This is a genomic window from Streptomyces sp. NPDC051105, from assembly GCF_040682795.1.
Classification (GTDB): Bacteria; Actinomycetota; Actinomycetes; order Streptomycetales; family Streptomycetaceae; genus Streptomyces.
This window is the reverse complement of the sequence record NZ_JBFBBR010000006.1, coordinates 221657-238405: the sequence shown is the minus strand read 5'-3', so window position 1 is coordinate 238405 and position 16749 is coordinate 221657. Positions and strand designations below refer to the sequence as shown.

Genomic DNA, 16749 nt, shown 5'->3' with positions numbered 1-16749 from the left:
CCCGTGACGGAAGGCACCACCTCCGCTGCCGAGGGTGCAGACACCCTCTCCCGCCTGGAGCAGGAGGGCGAGATCGCGGCGGACTACCTCGAGGGTCTGCTGGACATCGCCGACCTCGACGGCGACATCGACATGGATGTCGAGGCCGACCGAGCCTCTGTGTCGATCATCAGCGACGCGGGCGGCCGCGACCTGCAGAAGCTGGTCGGCCGTGACGGCGAGGTGCTGGAGGCGCTTCAGGAGCTGACCCGCCTGGCTGTGCACCGGGAGACCGGTGACCGTAGTCGGCTGATGCTCGACATCGCGGGCTACCGCGCCAAGAAGCGCGCCGAGCTCTCCGAGCTGGGTGCCAAGGCCGCTGCCGAGGTGAAGAGCACCGGCGAGCCCGTGAAGCTCAAGCCGATGAGCCCGTTCGAGCGCAAGGTCGTGCACGACGCGGTCAAGTCCGCCGGACTGCGCAGCGAGTCGGAGGGCGAGGAGCCGCAGCGGTTCGTCGTCGTGCTGCCCGCCTGATCGGTCCCCTCGTTTCACCGGCCCCGTCTGTTGAGCAGGCGGGGCCGAACTTTGTCAGCCTGGTAGTTCTGGTGGCCGGTGCGTGGAGCGCCGGCGCTGTACGGAAGGACGGTCCCCGTGACGGAGGCTGCGGAGCTCCCCCCGGCGCCTGAGCAGGCGCGGGAAGTGTTCGGCGAGCGCTACGCCGATGCGGTCCGCTATGCGGAGCTGCTCGCCGAGGCAGGTGTGCAGCGTGGTCTGATCGGCCCACGGGAGGTACCTCGCCTGTGGGAGCGGCACCTGCTGAACTGCGCGGTGCTCTCCGAGGCCGTCCCCGAAGGGGTGACGGTGTGCGATGTCGGCTCCGGTGCCGGCCTGCCGGGCATTCCGTTGGCGCTGGTCCGGGAAGACCTCAACATCACGCTGCTGGAGCCGCTGCTGCGGCGCACCAACTTCCTGACCGAGGTCGTCGAGCTGCTGGGCCTGGACCATGTGACCGTCGTGCGGGGGCGCGCCGAGGAGGTCATGGGCAAGCTGCCTCCGGTGCATGTGGTGACGGCGCGTGCCGTGGCCCCGCTGGACCGGCTGGCCACCTGGGGCATCCCGCTGCTGCGTCCCTACGGCGAGATGCTCGCCCTGAAGGGGGACACGGCGGAGGAGGAGCTGAAGGCTGCGGCGACCGCCCTCACCAAGCTCGGCGCGGTGTCCACGTCCATCCTGCACGTGGGTGAGGGGGTCGTGGACCCGCCGTCCACCGTCGTGCGGGTGGAGGTCGGGGAGAGCCCGGGCGGTGTGCGCTTCGCTGCGAAGCGGGCGAAGGCGGCTCGTACGGGTCGGGCGCGTAGGCGTCGCTGATCCGTCCTGACGACCAGACGTACTCCACACAAGCTGCCAAACCTACGCATGACGGAGTGTCGCGGCTTTTCGGTACTGCTCGCTGTGCATCGTGTTTCACGTGAAACGTCGCTCACTGTTGCACGGCATCATCGGCCGGGGCCGCGCTGCGGCCGAACCGCGCGACCGAAAGCCCCTCGGGTCCCTCAGAGAAGAGGCCTCTGGTGACACTCCGTCCCTCCTGCGGGGCAGGGAGTTGTCCACAGAGGTGGATTTCTCCACAGAAGAACGGGCCTCACTGGTTCACGACCCCGACGGCATGGGAGGCTCTGTTCATTGCGAGCCTGAAGTCGAGGAGAGTGAATCCTTGCGGTCCGACGCCAACATCGCGGGACCGATGACCGATCCGGTCCCCGGTCCCCGTACCGAGTCGATGGGGGCGGATGTTTCACGTGAAACACCGCCTCCGATGGACGACACTCCCATCGGTCGTGCTGCCCAACTTGCGGTGGAGGCTCTGGGCCGCGCCGGCGAAGGCCTGCCACGTCCGGAGCAGACCCGAGTCATGGTGGTCGCCAACCAGAAGGGCGGTGTGGGCAAGACGACGACGACCGTCAACCTTGCCGCATCGCTGGCACTCCATGGTGCCCGCGTCCTGGTGATCGACCTCGACCCACAGGGCAATGCCTCCACTGCGCTGGGGATCGATCATCACGCCGAAGTTCCATCGATCTACGACGTGTTGGTCGAGAGCAAGCCGCTGGCCGAGGTCGTCCAGCCGGTAGTGGACGTCGAAGGCCTCTTCTGCGCGCCCGCCACGATCGATCTCGCCGGTGCGGAGATCGAGCTGGTGTCCCTGGTGGCACGGGAGAGCCGGCTTCAGCGGGCGATCCAGGCGTACGAACAGCCGCTGGACTACATCCTCATCGACTGCCCGCCCTCGCTCGGCCTGCTGACGGTCAACGCGCTGGTCGCGGGCGCCGAGGTGCTCATCCCGATCCAGTGCGAGTACTACGCTCTGGAGGGCCTCGGTCAGCTGCTGCGCAATGTCGACCTGGTGCGGGGGCACCTCAACCCCACACTGCATGTGTCGACCATCCTGCTCACCATGTACGACGGCCGGACGCGTCTTGCTTCCCAGGTCGCGGATGAGGTGCGCAGCCACTTCGGCGACGAGGTGCTGCGGACGAGTATTCCTCGCTCAGTCCGTATCTCCGAGGCGCCGAGCTATGGGCAGACGGTACTGACCTACGATCCTGGATCGAGCGGTGCCCTCTCCTATCTTGAGGCGGCCCGAGAAATCGCGCTCAAGGGCCTCGGCGTCAGCTACGACCCGACGCAGGCCCACATTGGCGCACAGAGCAATCCGAGCATGGTGGAGGGGATCCAGTGAGCGAGCGACGGAGGGGGCTGGGGCGTGGTCTCGGCGCACTGATCCCAGCTGCCCCGACAGAGAAGACCCCGGCCCAGACAGCGGTGGGCGGGACGGGATCTTCGTCCCCTGCGGCGGTCCCGGTGCTGACGACCGACCGTGGGGTCGCCGCCGCCAAGGTGACGACGCTGCCGGCTGTTTCACATGAAACCGAGGAGCCGTCGGTCTTCGGTGTGGCTCCGGAAGCGTTCGCTTCCCCCGTGGGCGCCCACTTCGCGGAGATCCCCCTCGACGACATCTCGCCGAACCCGCGCCAGCCGCGAGAGGTCTTCGACGAGGACGCACTGCAGGAGCTGGTCACCTCCATCCAGGAGGTGGGCCTTCTCCAGCCGGTCGTCGTACGCCAGCTGGGTCCCTCGCGCTATGAGCTCATCATGGGCGAGCGGCGCTGGCGGGCCTGCCGTGAGGCCGGCCTGGAGGCGATCCCGGCCATCGTCCGGGCGACGGACGATGAGAAGCTCCTTCTGGACGCACTGCTGGAGAACCTCCACCGCGCCCAGCTGAACCCGCTGGAAGAGGCCGCCGCCTACGACCAACTGCTGAAGGACTTCAACTGCACACACGACCAGCTGGCTGACCGCATCGGGCGCTCCCGTCCGCAGGTCTCCAACACCCTGCGGCTGCTGAAGCTCTCTCCGGCCGTGCAGCGCCGGGTGGCTGCCGGTGTCCTGTCGGCCGGGCACGCTCGGGCGCTGCTCTCCGTCGATGACTCGGAGGAGCAGGACCGGCTCGCCCACCGGATCGTGGCCGAGGGTCTGTCGGTGCGGGCGGTCGAGGAGATCGTGACCCTCATGGGCTCGCGGCCGCAGACGCCGGCCCGTGCCAAGGGACCGCGTGCGGGTGCCCGGGTTTCCCCGGCGCTGAGTGACCTTGCTACCCGGCTCTCGGACCGCTTCGAGACGCGGGTGAAGGTCGACCTGGGCCAGAAGAAGGGCAAGATCACCGTCGAGTTCGCTTCGATGGAAGACCTTGAGCGGATCCTCGGCACGCTTGCCCCGGGCGAGGGTCCGGTCCTCCCTCAGGGGATCCAGGACGCCGACCCCGCGGGCTCTGAGGAGTTCGAGGACTGACCCCGTCCGGTGGCGCTCTGCTCGGGGCCGTGACGGGTGCTTCTCGCGCGGGACCGGGTGTTTCCCGCCTCGGCGGCGCCCTGTCGCTCGGAGAGCGGATCGTGTCCGGTGTGTATCGGACACGATCCGCTCTTTGCTTTCAGGCGCTATCGATGGAATCGCTGTGTGGATACGATGCGTTCGGGTACGGCGGATCCACCTGACAGCTGGCAGCACCTCTGAATGGGAGGCGGGAGCCATGCCATCGATGAGCCGCACCGGACTGGTGAGCGCGGGCCTGGGACTGGGCGCGACCGTCGGATTCGTCGGCAGTCTGCTCAGGCAACGCAGTGCTCTGACAGCCGCTCGCGATGCTGCGGGCGAAGGAAGCGAGGATCAGCCTTCATGGGGCGTCGGCTCGTACCGCTCACGCTGGACAACCTTCAGGACCTTCCCAAGCGCTGTCGCTCGTGTGTCTTCTGGGAACTGGATCCCGTCAGCGGCGAAGCAGCGGTAAGGGCGGGCACACCCGCGCTGGAGAAGGAGGCCTGGATCTCCGCCGTGCTGCTCGACTGGGGATCGTGCGGCCGGGTGGTGTACGTCGACGACGTACCTGTGGGCTTTGTGCTCTACGCTCCGCCCGCCTACGTCCCGCGCGCCACGGCATTTCCCACGAGCCCGGTGTCACCGGACGCCGTCCAGCTCATCACCGGCTACATCATGCCCGGCTACCAGGGGCAGGGGCTCGGGCGCGTGATGGTCCAGACAGTCGCCAAGGATCTGCTGCGCCGGGGCTTCAAGGCGATCGAGGCGTTCGGCGACGCCCGCTACAAGGAGCCGGCCTGTCTGCTGCCCGCCGACCATCTGCTGGCCGTGGGCTTCAAGACGGTCCGGCAGCACCCCGTGCATCCACGGATGCGGCTGGAGCTGCGGACGACGCTCTCCTGGAAGGAGGACGTGGAGTTGGCGCTCGACCGCCTCCTGGGAGCCGTACAGAAGGAACCAGCGCTGCGGCCGCTTTAAGCCAGCGCTGCGGCCGCTTTGAGAGTGCCCTGCATTTGATCGAAAGGCGTCTTCAAAACGAATGGGCCAACCCCGGGGGGTTGGCCCATTCGTGTTTCACGTGAAACGTCACTCGGCGATGTAGTCGTCGAGATCGCGCAGGAGCGCGGCCTTCGGCTTGGCACCGACGATCGTCTTGGCAACCTCGCCGCCCTGGTACACGTTCAGGGTGGGGATCGACATGACGCCGTACTTGGCGGCCGTCGTCGGGTTCTCGTCGATGTTCAGCTTGACGATCTCGATCTTCTCGCCATGCTCGGCGGCGATGGCCTCAAGAGACGGGGCGATCTGGCGGCACGGGCCGCACCACTCGGCCCAGAAGTCCACCAGGACGGGCTTGTCGCTCTTGAGGACGACCTCCTCGAAGTCGGCGTCGGTCACATGCTTCAGGGTGCCGGCCACGGCGGGCTCCTTTACTCGTTCGTGCGGTGAGGCGGAAGGGGGGATGATCAGACGGTGGTCTTCTCGGGCTCTGCCTTCTCCTCGTCCGCGAGGGCGGCGAGGAAACGCTCGGCGTCGAGAGCAGCGGAGCAGCCGGTACCGGCCGCGGTGATCGCCTGGCGGTACGTGTGGTCCACCACGTCACCGGCGGCGAACACACCCGTAAGGTTGGTGTGCGTCGAGGGCGCGGCGACCTTCAGGTAGCCCTCCTCGTCCAGGTCCAGCTGGCCCTTGAACAGCTCGGTCCGCGGGTCATGGCCGATCGCGATGAACAGGCCCGTCACCGGCAGGTCCGAGAGCTCACCGGTCTTGACGTTGCGCAGCTTCAGACCGGCCAGCTTCTGCTCGCCCTGGAGCTCGGCGATCTCGCTGTCCCAGGCGAACTTGATCTTCGGGTCGGCGAAGGCGCGCTCCTGCATCGCCTTGGAGGCGCGCAGGGTGTCCCGGCGGTGGACGATCGTCACGGACTTGGCGAACCGGGAGAGGAAGGTGGCCTCCTCCATCGCGGTGTCACCGCCACCGATCACAGCGATGTCCTGCTCCTTGAAGAAGAACCCGTCACAGGTGGCGCACCAGGAGACACCGCGGCCGGAGAGAGCGTCCTCGTTCGGCAGGCCCAGCTTGCGGTGCTGGGAGCCGGTGGTGACGATGACGGCCTTCGCCCTGTGCACGGTACCGGCGGTGTCGGTGACGGTCTTGATCTCACCGGTCAGGTCGACGGAGACGATGTCGTCCGGAATCAGCTCGGCACCGAAGCGCTCGGCCTGGGCACGCATGTTGTCCATGAGGTCGGGACCCATGATGCCGTCGCGGAAGCCCGGGAAGTTCTCCACCTCGGTGGTGTTCATCAGGGCACCGCCCGCGGTGACGGCGCCCTCGAACACGAGGGGCTTCAGCGACGCGCGCGCGGTGTAGAGCGCCGCCGTGTAGCCGGCGGGCCCGGAGCCGATGATGATCACGTTACGGACGTCGCTCACGACTTGATTCCTCGTCTCTGGTCTACGTCATTCGACCGGTGGGAGTTCTTGTCAGAAGCTCTCACCCCACCCAACGGATCCTACGGGGCGCGCATTCCCGGTGTGTCCGGGCACACGGGCATCCCACACCGTACGGATTTCCACGCCAGGGCGGGACGATGCGTCCCTCCGCTCCCAGGGGTCCACGACCACTCAGGGACGTGCCAGGGACTCCGTCAGCAGAACCTCGCCGGGGGAGGCCGACGACCGGCTCTCACAGGTGGCGTCGACGATGAAGGCGGTCACCCGGGTGCTGTCGGAGGTATCGGGGAGGACGACGAGAAACGCGTCCTTCCCCTCATACGTCCCCCTCTTCGCACCTAGGACGTCGTCGTTCTGGCTGATGCCCTGGCGGACGCACGGCGGCACCGGCACCGAGGGCTTGATCCGGGTGGTGTAGGGCGTGTCTTTGGAGCCGGGAGAGGTGGATTCGCCCTGGAGTCCCAGGTCCGGCTTATTGGAGCCACGTGGGCTCGCCTTCGTGGCGAGGAGGTTCTCCACCTCCGTCGGGAGGGTGCCCTTGGAGAAGCCCTCGGCCGAGCTTGTCGGCTTGCCCTGCGCGGTCGTGGGCCCATCGCCGCCGAGCGACTGGAGGAAGAATGAGCCCGCGCCGAGGACGGCCGCAGTGAAGACAGCTCCGAGAACGACGGTCCGACGGCGTCGGCCGCGTCCCTTTCCGTGCGCCTGCCCGCGGTCCGGTCCGCGGTCCGGTCCGCGGTCCGGTCCGCGGTCCGGTCCGCGGTCCTTGCGGCCGGGACCGGTCGAAGCGCTCGACCGTCCGGCGGGACGGTTCACTGGGGACGAAGCGAGGGGCGATGTTTCACGTGAAACATGCGTCTCGGGTGCCGTGGCGTTCAGTGGTGCCGTGGCGTTCAGTAGTGCCTCAGCGGCGAGGGCGGCGTCGATCCGGCCCGCGACGTCGGCCGGCATACGCGGCGGCCCCGGCAGTGCGCCCAGCAGGCCCCGGATCTCCTCCAGCGAAGCGTGGACATCGGCACAGAGCTCGCACTCGTCCAGGTGCTGTCGTACCTCCGCGGTCCGGGCATCCGGGAGCAGGCCTTCGGTGAGGTCGGAGATCTCCGCGACGTCCGGGTGCCCGGACGTGTCTGTCGTGGAAGTCACGCTCGCCCACCTCCGCCCTTCACTGCGGCTGAATCACTCGGCCCGGTTTCCTGTGAGCCCCCGTCCTGAGGCCTCGCTGTCGGTGGGACGGATGTCCCCTCCGCCCGGTTCCGTGCCGGGCCCGGCACGTTCTCGTCGCCGGTGTTTTCCGGCCGTAGATGGGTGAGCAGCGGCAGGAGTCTGGCTCTGCCGCGGGCACAGCGGCTCTTCACCGTCCCCGTGGGCACATCGAGGATCCGGGCCGCCTCCGCGACCGGATAGCCCTGCATGTCGACCAGGACGAGGGCGGCGCGCTGATCGTGCGGCAGCGTACCGAGGGCTTCGAGGAGCTGGCGGTGCAGATCGTTGCGCTCGGCCGGAGCCGAGGCCGATTCGTGCGGCTCCAGCAACTGCTCCAGCCGCTCGGTGTCGTCGACGGGGGCGGCCTTGCGGGAGGCCGCCTTGCGGGCCCGGTCGAGGCAGGCGTTCACCGTGATCCGGTGCAGCCATGTCGTGACGGCTGACTGGCCCCGGAAGGTGTGGGCGGCCCGATAGGCGGACACCAGGGCGTCCTGGACGGCGTCAGCAGCCTCCTCGCGGTCCCCCAGAGTCCGCAGAGCGACCGCCCAGAGCCGGTCCCGGTGCCGCCGCACGATCTCACCGAAGGCGTCGGGGTCACCTTCCACATGGCGGGCGAGCAGATCCTGATCGCTCACTCCGTCGTATCCGGCCCCCTCCGCCATCTGCCCCTCCGCCTTCGGTGCCTCCGTCTTCGGTGCCTGCGGTGAGACGTCAGCCTGTGAACTTCACTTCGGTGATGGCTTGCTTGTAGCCGGCCTGTGCGTACGCGGCGGGGTCCGCACCAGACTTCGGTACGGCGGTCATCCACACGAGCACGTACTGGCTCTTCACCTTCTTGCTGACCTTCACTGTGGCGGTGTTCCCGGTGGTGGTGACACTGCCGATCTTCGTCATCGAGTCGATCGACGCCGGGGTCAACGAGTCGGCCGCGTACAACTCGACCGTCGTGTGATCGCCAGCGTAGCGAAGGGAGACTGTCCCCGTGGCGAGTTCCTTGGCGGAGCCGAGGTCGTAGACGATGCCCACACCCGGCTTGTACGGCGCGAGCTTCGGGCCGGACACGAAGGTGTTCGTCCTCCAGAACGTTGAGGTGCTGCCGTCGTACGTCTTCTGGACGTCGTTCGGATGCTGGGCCTCACCCTTGGCGACGTATTCCTGGGCGTTCTGGATCTTTATCGCGGCGGCGGGCGCCGGGCTGGCGTTGTTCTTGTCGCCGTCGTCCGAGGTCTGGGTGTTGTTGGCGTCCCCGGGCTTGTCGCCCTGGTCCATCAGGGCGTCCGCGAGCTGCCAGCTGCCCAGTCCCAGCGCGGCGATCAGCAGGGCGGAGACCGCCCACTTGAGGGCCTTCCCGGTACGGCTCTGGAGCGGGGGCGGCGGCGCCTGGATGGGCTGCGTCATGCCGGGAGGCGTGGGGCGGCCGTAGGTGCCTTGCTGGTACGTGGTGCGCTGGTACTCGGGCGGTGCCGTGAACGACGGCTCCGGCGGGCGGATGCGGGGCATCTCGCCGATCGCCTTCACCAGCTCCTCCGGCGTGGTGCACGCGGACTCGTGGCGGGAGGCGGTGGCTCCGTCGTTGATCAGTGCTCGCATGGTGAGCTCCGACAGGCCGCGGTGGACACCGGCACGCACCTGGTCGGGTGCGATCAGGCCGACGTCCTTGGGCAGCCCCGGCAGACCGTAGGCGTCGCTCTGGTAGGGCCAGCGCTGGGTGAGCGCCGCGTACAGCAGGGCGCCGATCGCCTCGGTGTCGGTGCGCTGCGGAGTCTCGGAACTGATGCCGCGCAGCGCCGCGTTCACCGCGAGGCCGCGGATACGCCACTGACCGGTGGAGGTGCGCAGCACGGCGTTGGGGTTGAGCCGGAGATGGGCCAGTCCCTCGCGATGCGCGGCTGCCATCGCGGACGCGATCTGACTGACCATCTGGTAGGCGTCGTGCGGCTCCAGCGGGCCGGCCGCGAGCAACGCGGTCAGCTCGGTTGCGTCGGGCAGCCACTCGTGCACCACGTAGACGAGGTCGTTCTCCTCGACCGCGTCCAGGACCTGTACGAACCGCGGATCCCCGAGTAGCGCCGCAGAGCGGGCCGCGGCCAGCACGGCGCGGGTGCGCACATGGTCGGCCGGCAGGATGTGCACGCCGACGGCACGCCGCAGTTTCTCATCGACCGCACGCCAACTGCTGAATCCGTCCAGACGGGTGACGCACTCCTCAAGACGGTAGCGTCTGGCGAGCTTGTGACCGCTGTGCAGTTCGGGAGGCAGAGCCTTCTTCCCTGGGCTCGCGGCTGTGCCGCTCCCCTGTGCCTCTTCGCTGTCCGTGTCCCGCTCCGGGTTCTGGGCCACCCCGTCGGCCGTGGACTGCTCCGCCTTGGCGGTCAGCGGCTTGTCACCGCTGTTGTCTGCCACGTCGACGGCAGCCGTGCTCCGTTCCGCCACCGTCGTTCCCTGCCTCCCCATCCGTTGCACGCTGTCCGACGCCGAAACCAATTGTGCCCACAGTCTGCCGCTATGCACGACACACGGCGACGGACGATGGTTGTGCGCGTACCCCTACCTCAGCGACCCAGACGCCCGCGCACCATACCCACGAGGGAGTTGAGCTCCTCGATCCGCATGCGGCGCGCGGCCACATAGAAGACACCCAGCAGTACCGCTCCGCCGGCCAGCAGCGCGGCGAAGGAACCGATCACGCCCTGCCCCAGAGTGTGGCCGATGGCGTAGCAGGCCGCACCACTGAGCAGAGCGGCCGGGACGGAGGCGAAGCACAGCCGCGCGTAGGTGCGGGTGACCTGGGAGCCGTCCAGGTCGCCGCCGAGCCGCTTGCGCAGCCGCTTCCAGGCGACCCCCACGCCGATCGCGTAGGCGAGGCCGTAGGAGGCGGCCATGCCGGCCACCGCCCAGCGGGCCGGGAGCAGGACGTAACAGGCGACCGAGGCGCCCGCGTTGACCGCGGCGACGATGACCGTGTTGTAGAAGGGGGTGCGGGTGTCCTCGTAGGCGTAGAACGCGCGCAGGACGACGTACTGCACCGAGTAGGGGATCAGGCCGAGGCCGAAGGCCATCAGCATGAACCCCATGTTGGTGGCCTCGTGGATGCCCGAGGAGCCGAAGATCAGGGTGCACATCGGGATACCGAGTGCCACGAAACCGAAGGCGATGGGGACGATGGCGACGGCGGTCGTCCGCAGCCCCTGGGAGATGTCGTCGCGGACGGCGCCGGTGTCGTCCTCGGCGGCCGAGCGGGAGATCCGTGGCAGCAGGGCCGCCATCAGGGAGACCGTGATGATGGCCTGGGGCAGGCCCCAGATCAGCTGGGCGTTGGCGTAGGCGGCGAAGCCGGTGCCGTCGACCGGGGACTTCTTGCCGGCCGAGGTCGACAGCTGGGAGACGACCAGCGCGCCCGCCTGGTTGGCGAGGACGAACAGCACGGTCCACTTGGCGAGTGTGGCGGCCTTGCCGAGGCCGTGGCCCTTCCAGTCGAAGCGCAGCCGCATCCGGAAGCCGGTCTCGCGCAGGTAGGGGATCATCGCCAGGGCCTGGACCACCAGGCCGAGCAGCACGCCGAGGCCGAGCAGCCGCTGGCCCTCCGGCGGGATGGTGGTGACCTTCATGCCGGAGTGCGCGGCGGTGCCGTACACCCAGATGAACAGGCCGAGGGTGACGATGATGACGATGTTGTTGAGGACCGGGGTCCACATCATCGCGCCGAATTTGCCCCGGGCGTTGAGGATCTGACCCATCACCACGTGGATGCCCATGAAGAAGATCGAGGGCAGGAAGTAGCGGACGAAGGTGATGCCCACGTCATTGGCCGCCGGGTCGCTGGCAACCGAGTCGGACAGCAGGCGGATCAGGAAGGGCGCGGCCGCGATCGTGGCCGCGGTGAGCAGGCCCAGCGCCACCATCACGAGGGTCAGCAGGCGGTTGGCGAACGCCTCGCCGCCGTCCTCGTCCTCTTTCATGGCCCGCACCAGCTGCGGCACGAAGACGGAGTTGAGGCCGCCGCCGACGGTCAGGATGTAGATCATCGTCGGCAGCTGGTAGGCGACCTGGAACGTGTCACCGAGCAGACCCACGCCCAGGGCGGAGACGATCAGTGCGGAGCGGACGAAACCCGTGAGACGGGAGACCATCGTGCCCGCTGCCATCACGGCACTGGACTTCAGCAGCCCGGAGGCACGCCCGCCCTTCTTGGCCGCGGGGGCCGAGGGCGATGCGGGGGCCGCCGGGGCGGTCGTGACCGGCTCGGCGGCGGGGGCCCCGGGAGCGGACGGTGCCTGCGGGAACTGGGGGGCCGCGTACTGGTTCTGGGCGGCGGGGACCTGTGGCGGCGACGGGTACTGGCCTGAGGACGGCGGGTAGTGGCCCGAGGACGGCGGGTACTGGCCGGCAGGCGGCGGGTACTGGCCCGCGGGGCCCGGTACGGACCGGGGGTCCGTCTGCGGGCTGCCGCTGCCCTGCTGCTGGTCCCGGAAGAGGTGCGCGAAGGCGTCCGGCTCGTGGCGCTCCTCACCGGAGTGCGTGACCAGGTCGTCCACGCCCACGAACTGGGTCGTGCGCGGGTTGTCGCCGTACGGCAGGTACTGGGTCGGGCCCTCCGGCTCCGGCGGCGGGGTCTGGGCCCACACATGCGGGTCCGGGGCGTACGGCGACTGCGCGGGCTGGCCGTACAGCGGCTGCTGCGGGTACGTGCCCGGGGGCGGCGGGGGGTGCGCGGCGCGGTCATAGAGCGCCTCGGCGACCGGGTCCTGGGCGGAGAGGTCCTGTGCCCGGTAGGGGTCCTGGTCGTAGGCGTCCTGGAGGTACATGTCAGCCGCGTGCTGCGGCGGGACCTGGCCGGCCTCAGGCGGCGGCTCGGGGTAGCCCGAACCGGCCGCGCCCTGGCCGCGTTCACCGTCGTACGGCGCGTTCATGGTTACCCCACCTCATCGTCCCGGGCCACACCGGCCACGACATCGCTCAACGGTCCACTCTCTCACCCGTCCCGGACGGGTCGGCGCTTTCCGGTGCGGTGTCCGGTGTCGGGTCACTCGGCTGCTCCGGGTCGTCTGCCCCGGAGCGGGCCCCGGACTCTTCCTGGAGACGGTCCTCACGAGCGTCGGGGTTCCCCGCCCGGCCGGTGTCCTCGGGGCCCTCGGTCTCCAGGGCCTCGGGAGTCTCCGGGGTCTGCGGAGTGTCCGGGGTGCCCTCGCCCGTCTCGTCGGGACCGTCGCCCTCCTCGGCACGGCGGGCGGCCGCCCGCTTGCGCTGGGTGTACATCCGGAACCCGGCGAGCACCAGCAGCAGCACACCGCCGCCGATGACCAGCATCACGGTGGGCGTGACCTCGGTGACCTTCACGTCGAACCGTACGGGGGCGCCGTACTCCTGGCCGTCCTCGGTGTAGAGCTGGGCGATGACCTCCACCCGGCCGTTGGCGTTGGCCGACGTGGAGAACTTGACGGACTGGGTGTGGCCGCCGGAGACCTCGACCGGCTGCTCGTAGTAGGCCTTGCCGCCGATCTCCAGTCGGGTCGGCATGGTCGAGGTGAGCCGCAGGACGAGGTGGTCGACGCCCTGGACCAGGTTGTTCTGGACGGTCACCGGGATGGTGGCACTGCGGCCGGAGAGCTTGGTCTCGGACTTGTCGATCAGTTTGACCTGGCCGATGAGGCTGTCGAGCCAGGACTCCACGCCCGTGCGGAAGCTGTCGGCCTCGCTGCCGCGGCCTCGCCAGGACGTGGACATCTCACGGTTTATGGCCCGCCCGAAGGGAGTCACCACCCGGGACTGGTTGCTGAGGATCACCTGGAAGTTGTCGAGCTTGGCCTGGGTACGGGCGATCTGCTCGAAGGCCGTCCTGGGCAGCTCCTGCTTGCGCAGCGCGGAGGGGTAGGCGGACGACGAGGGGATCTTCGTGGTCGCGCCGGGGTCGGGCTTGGCCTTGGCGGCCGCCGCGAGGTCCTGGGACTGCGACCAGTTGCCGTCCTGCAACGCGGTGATCGCCGTCGCCATCGCCTGGGCCTGGCTCGCCGACGGCATCCGCTGCGGGGCGACGACGATGCTGCGCTCTTTGTCGGTCTGGGTGTTCAGCGCCAGGCTCTGGGCCAGGAACCGCTGCACCGCGAGGGTGGCCGAGTCCGCCTCCGTCAGATCGCCCTGGAACGCCGTGGACAGTCGTGCGTCCGCGACCACCGCTGTCGTGCCGCCACCGATCGGACGTGCCGCCGAGGGCGTGTAGGGCAGCCCGCCGGTCTCCTGGAGGCTGTCGCTGCGGGTGATCACCTTGTCGGCGCCCGCCGAGGTGGCGACCTTGATGATCGACGGGTCGACGGCACCGTTCACGGGCCATGCGAAGTCGGTGCTCGGTGTGACATGGAGAACGGTCTCCACTGTGGTGGCGGCGACGTCGGTGGCGTCCTTGAGATGACTCAGCGAGCCGGTCACGCTGGTGCCGTTGTGCGCGAGGGAGGCCAGGTCCGGGTCGGCGAAGGGAAGGGCCACGACCTCCTTGTCCGCCACCGCGTCCTGCAGATCGGCCAGGAACTGCTTGGCCACCGCCTGATGGGTGCCGGTCGTGGTGCTGTCGCCGGCACCCTGGATCCGGTAGCTGCGGGTCATCGCGTCCACGGAGGCCAGCAGGTCCGGGTCGATCACCCAGGTGACGTCCAGGTCCTTGCCGAGCGCCAGCATCTGCGCCAGCCGGCCGCCGGGTGAGATCTCCTTGGCGAGGTCGTCGTCGAGGAAGACCGGCGTCTGCAGCTCACCCGCGCCCGTCTTCGCCGTCACATGGACGGTGGAGATCAGCGGCCACAGATACGTCGTCCTGGTCCTTGTGCCGGCCTCGGAGGACTGCCACGGCAGGAACGTCCGCTGGATGCCGAGCACCTGCTCCCATGGCTGCGCGGACGTCTGGCCGGACAGTGAGACGCCGAACGGGTACACCCCGTCCTGGCCCAGGTCGAGCTTGTCGACCGGCACGGAGATGCTGAAGTGCTCGGCGACCCCCGGGCCGAGCGAGTCGAAGTCCTCGGTGTACTTGCCGCCGACCGCGGTGCCGAGGCTCGAATTCAGGTCGTCGGGATGCCGGGCGGCGGAGTCGATCGCGGAGCGCGCACTGAGCTGGGAACCCACGCGCAGGTCCACATGGGCGTTCGTGACGGCCTGCTTGCCGTTGTTGGTCACCGTGCCGGAGACCGTCAGCGTGTCCCCGTCGGTGGGGGCGCTGGGGCTGAGCGAGTCCAGGGCGACGGACACCGTGTCCGAGTCGGCCGCCTGCGCCGGAACCGCGGCGGGCAGCTGCACCAGTGCGGCCAGCAGAGGCGCACCTGCGAGCAGTGCCCCGGTGCGCCGCAGCCAGCGACGGGCAGGTGAGGGCGTCCCCTGGATGTCTGCCGCCTCGGCCACGCGCTCGCCCGTCCCTCGTCATCGTCAGTGGTCGTCGGAATGTGCGTCCACGCATGGTAACGAGGTGCGCTGAGCGGAAGTGCCGCGGTCTGCTCCACAAGATCGGGGGAGGAGACCGGCCCGTCCCCTATATCCAGTATCGTCGGGAGACTCATGTAAGCGGCGAGCGCTGTTCTTGTGCGGGTATGACGTGAGCTGTCCCACTCCCCTTGTATGGAGGCTTTGTGTGGGGCGCTGCCGGAATATGGAGGCGCTTCGAGCCGCTCGGGCCACGTACCCTGTTCTGTTGTGCCGAACGCCAATGAAGACACTCCTTCCTCCGCCCTGAGCCAGGCGCAGCAGCGCGCGGTGAGCGAACTGCTGCGGGTGGCGCCCGTCGCCGACGACCTCGCCCGCCGATTCCAGGAGGCCGGGTTCTCGCTTGCCCTGGTCGGCGGCTCGGTCCGGGACGCGTTGCTGGGCCGGCTCGGCAACGACCTGGACTTCACCACCGACGCCCGCCCCGAGGACGTCCTGAAAATCGTCCGGCCCTGGGCGGACGCCCTCTGGGAGGTCGGTATCGCTTTCGGCACCGTCGGGGCGCAGAAGGACGGCTACCAGATCGAGGTGACGACCTACCGGTCCGAGGCGTACGACCGCACCTCGCGCAAGCCCGAGGTGTCGTACGGCGACTCCATCGAGGAGGATCTCGTCCGGCGGGACTTCACGGTCAACGCGATGGCGCTGGCGTTGCCGGAGAAGGAGTTCATCGACCCGCACGGCGGGCTGGACGACCTCGCGGCCCGTGTACTGAGCACCCCCGGGACGCCCGAGGAATCTTTCTCGGACGATCCGTTGCGGATGATGCGCGCCGCCCGTTTCGCAGCCCAGCTCGACTTCGAGGTGGCCCCCGAGGTGGTCGCGGCGATGAAGGACATGGCCGGACGTCTCGAGATCGTCTCGGCCGAGCGGGTCCGGGACGAGCTGAACAAGCTGGTCCTCTCCGACCACCCCCGCAAGGGCCTGACGCTCCTCGTCGACACCGGCCTCGCCGACCATGTTCTTCCCGAGCTGCCCGCCCTGCGCCTGGAGAGCGATGAGCATCACCGGCACAAGGACGTCTACGACCACACGCTGATCGTCCTGGAGCAGGCCGTGGCGCTGGAGGAGGACGGTCCCGACCTCATCCTCCGCCTTGCCGCGTTGCTGCACGACATCGGCAAGCCGCGCACCCGCCGTTTCGAGACGGACGGCCGTGTCTCGTTCCATCACCACGAGGTGGTCGGCGCGAAGATGACCAAGAAGCGTATGACGGCTTTGAAGTACTCCAACGAACTGGTGAAGGACGTCTCACGCCTGGTCGAACTCCATCTCCGCTTCCATGGCTACGGCGCCGGGGAGTGGACGGATTCGGCGGTGCGCCGCTACGTCCGGGACGCGGGTCCCCTGCTCGACCGTCTCCACAAGCTGACCCGGTCCGACTGCACTACCCGCAACAAACGGAAGGCAGTGGCGCTCTCCCGTGCCTACGACGGCCTGGAGGGGCGCATCGCCGAGCTTCAGAAGCAGGAGGATCTCGACGCCATCCGCCCGGACCTGGATGGCAACCAGATCATGGAGATCCTCGGGATCCGGCCCGGACCGGAGGTCGGCAAGGCCTACAAGCACATGCTGGAGCTTCGGCTGGAGGACGGGCCGATGGAGCACGACGCTGCGGTGGCCGCACTCAAGGAGTGGTGGGCCGGGCAGGGCTGAGCGCGGGGAAACGGGGTCATGTTTCACGTGAAACATGACCCGGCCGGGACGCGACGAGGGGCGATGTTTTAAGTTTAAAAAACCCCCACCACACAGCACATAACCCCCCACGTCAGGGTCGCTG

The 16749-nt window shown here is 68.8% G+C and carries 13 protein-coding genes; 6 read left to right on the top strand and 7 right to left on the bottom strand.

What is annotated here, in order from left to right; translation table 11 throughout:
* Window positions 1-3: 3 nt before the first annotated feature.
* From AB0N16_RS17435 to AB0N16_RS17415, 5 genes are all read left to right on the top strand, one after another.
* The gene (locus AB0N16_RS17435) at window positions 4-513 is read left to right on the top strand and encodes a R3H domain-containing nucleic acid-binding protein (RefSeq protein WP_365797499.1); all 510 of its coding nucleotides are present in this window, start codon (window positions 4-6) and stop codon (window positions 511-513) included.
* A gap of 117 nt (window positions 514-630) precedes the next feature.
* Window positions 631-1347 carry a 16S rRNA (guanine(527)-N(7))-methyltransferase RsmG gene (gene rsmG / locus AB0N16_RS17430; protein WP_365797497.1) on the top strand — a complete coding sequence of 239 codons (717 nt, stop codon included), beginning with the start codon at window positions 631-633 and terminating at the stop codon, window positions 1345-1347.
* Window positions 1348-1645: 298 nt separating this feature from the next.
* Window positions 1646-2719, top strand: coding sequence for a ParA family protein (locus AB0N16_RS17425; protein ID WP_351696270.1), 1074 nt, complete (start codon window positions 1646-1648; stop codon window positions 2717-2719).
* Window positions 2716-3828: a ParB/RepB/Spo0J family partition protein gene (locus tag AB0N16_RS17420; RefSeq protein WP_365797495.1), complete on the top strand. Its 1113-nt coding sequence runs from the start codon at window positions 2716-2718 to the stop codon at window positions 3826-3828. Before AB0N16_RS17425 ends, AB0N16_RS17420 begins: the two co-directional genes overlap by 4 nt.
* 384 nt (window positions 3829-4212) lie before the next feature.
* On the top strand, window positions 4213-4830 hold the full coding sequence (locus AB0N16_RS17415; protein WP_365797494.1) for a GNAT family N-acetyltransferase: 618 nt from the start codon (window positions 4213-4215) through the stop codon (window positions 4828-4830).
* Window positions 4831-4938: 108 nt separating this feature from the next.
* Here AB0N16_RS17415 and trxA read toward each other — a convergent pair whose 3' ends face one another.
* From trxA to AB0N16_RS17380, 7 genes are all read right to left on the bottom strand, one after another.
* Window positions 4939-5271, bottom strand: a complete 333-nt coding sequence (trxA, locus tag AB0N16_RS17410) for a thioredoxin (protein ID WP_351695853.1) — start codon at window positions 5269-5271, stop codon at window positions 4939-4941.
* A gap of 47 nt (window positions 5272-5318) precedes the next feature.
* Window positions 5319-6287, bottom strand: coding sequence for a thioredoxin-disulfide reductase (gene trxB, locus AB0N16_RS17405; RefSeq protein ID WP_365797491.1), 969 nt, complete (start codon window positions 6285-6287; stop codon window positions 5319-5321).
* A 192-nt stretch (window positions 6288-6479) separates the two neighbouring features.
* Window positions 6480-7448, bottom strand: a complete 969-nt coding sequence (locus AB0N16_RS17400) for a hypothetical protein (RefSeq protein ID WP_365797489.1) — start codon at window positions 7446-7448, stop codon at window positions 6480-6482.
* Window positions 7445-8170, bottom strand: a complete 726-nt coding sequence (gene sigM, locus AB0N16_RS17395) for an RNA polymerase sigma factor SigM (RefSeq protein WP_365797487.1) — start codon at window positions 8168-8170, stop codon at window positions 7445-7447. Before sigM ends, AB0N16_RS17400 begins: the two co-directional genes overlap by 4 nt.
* A gap of 49 nt (window positions 8171-8219) precedes the next feature.
* Window positions 8220-9941 (bottom strand): protein kinase family protein, encoded by a 1722-nt coding sequence (locus AB0N16_RS17390; protein WP_365797486.1) that lies wholly within the window; start codon window positions 9939-9941, stop codon window positions 8220-8222.
* A gap of 119 nt (window positions 9942-10060) precedes the next feature.
* Window positions 10061-12418, bottom strand: a complete 2358-nt coding sequence (murJ, locus tag AB0N16_RS17385) for a murein biosynthesis integral membrane protein MurJ (RefSeq protein WP_365797484.1) — start codon at window positions 12416-12418, stop codon at window positions 10061-10063.
* A gap of 46 nt (window positions 12419-12464) precedes the next feature.
* Window positions 12465-14891: a DUF6049 family protein gene (locus AB0N16_RS17380; protein WP_365797482.1), complete on the bottom strand. Its 2427-nt coding sequence runs from the start codon at window positions 14889-14891 to the stop codon at window positions 12465-12467.
* 288 nt (window positions 14892-15179) lie between these two features.
* Between AB0N16_RS17380 and AB0N16_RS17375 the strand changes: the two genes are divergently transcribed.
* Entirely contained in the window at window positions 15180-16625 is a 1446-nt protein-coding gene (locus tag AB0N16_RS17375; RefSeq protein ID WP_365797480.1) for a CCA tRNA nucleotidyltransferase, read from the top strand.
* Window positions 16626-16749 lie beyond the last annotated feature (124 nt).

Coding starts and splice junctions, on each gene's coding strand:
- AB0N16_RS17425 (WP_351696270.1), top strand. CDS start 1,646: ATGGGAGGCTCTGTTCATTGCGAGCCTGAAGTCGAGGAGAGTGAATCC.
- AB0N16_RS17415 (WP_365797494.1), top strand. CDS start 4,213: ATGGGGCGTCGGCTCGTACCGCTCACGCTGGACAACCTTCAGGACCTT.
- sigM (WP_365797487.1), bottom strand. CDS start 8,170: ATGGCGGAGGGGGCCGGATACGACGGAGTGAGCGATCAGGATCTGCTC.
- murJ (WP_365797484.1), bottom strand. CDS start 12,418: ATGAACGCGCCGTACGACGGTGAACGCGGCCAGGGCGCGGCCGGTTCG.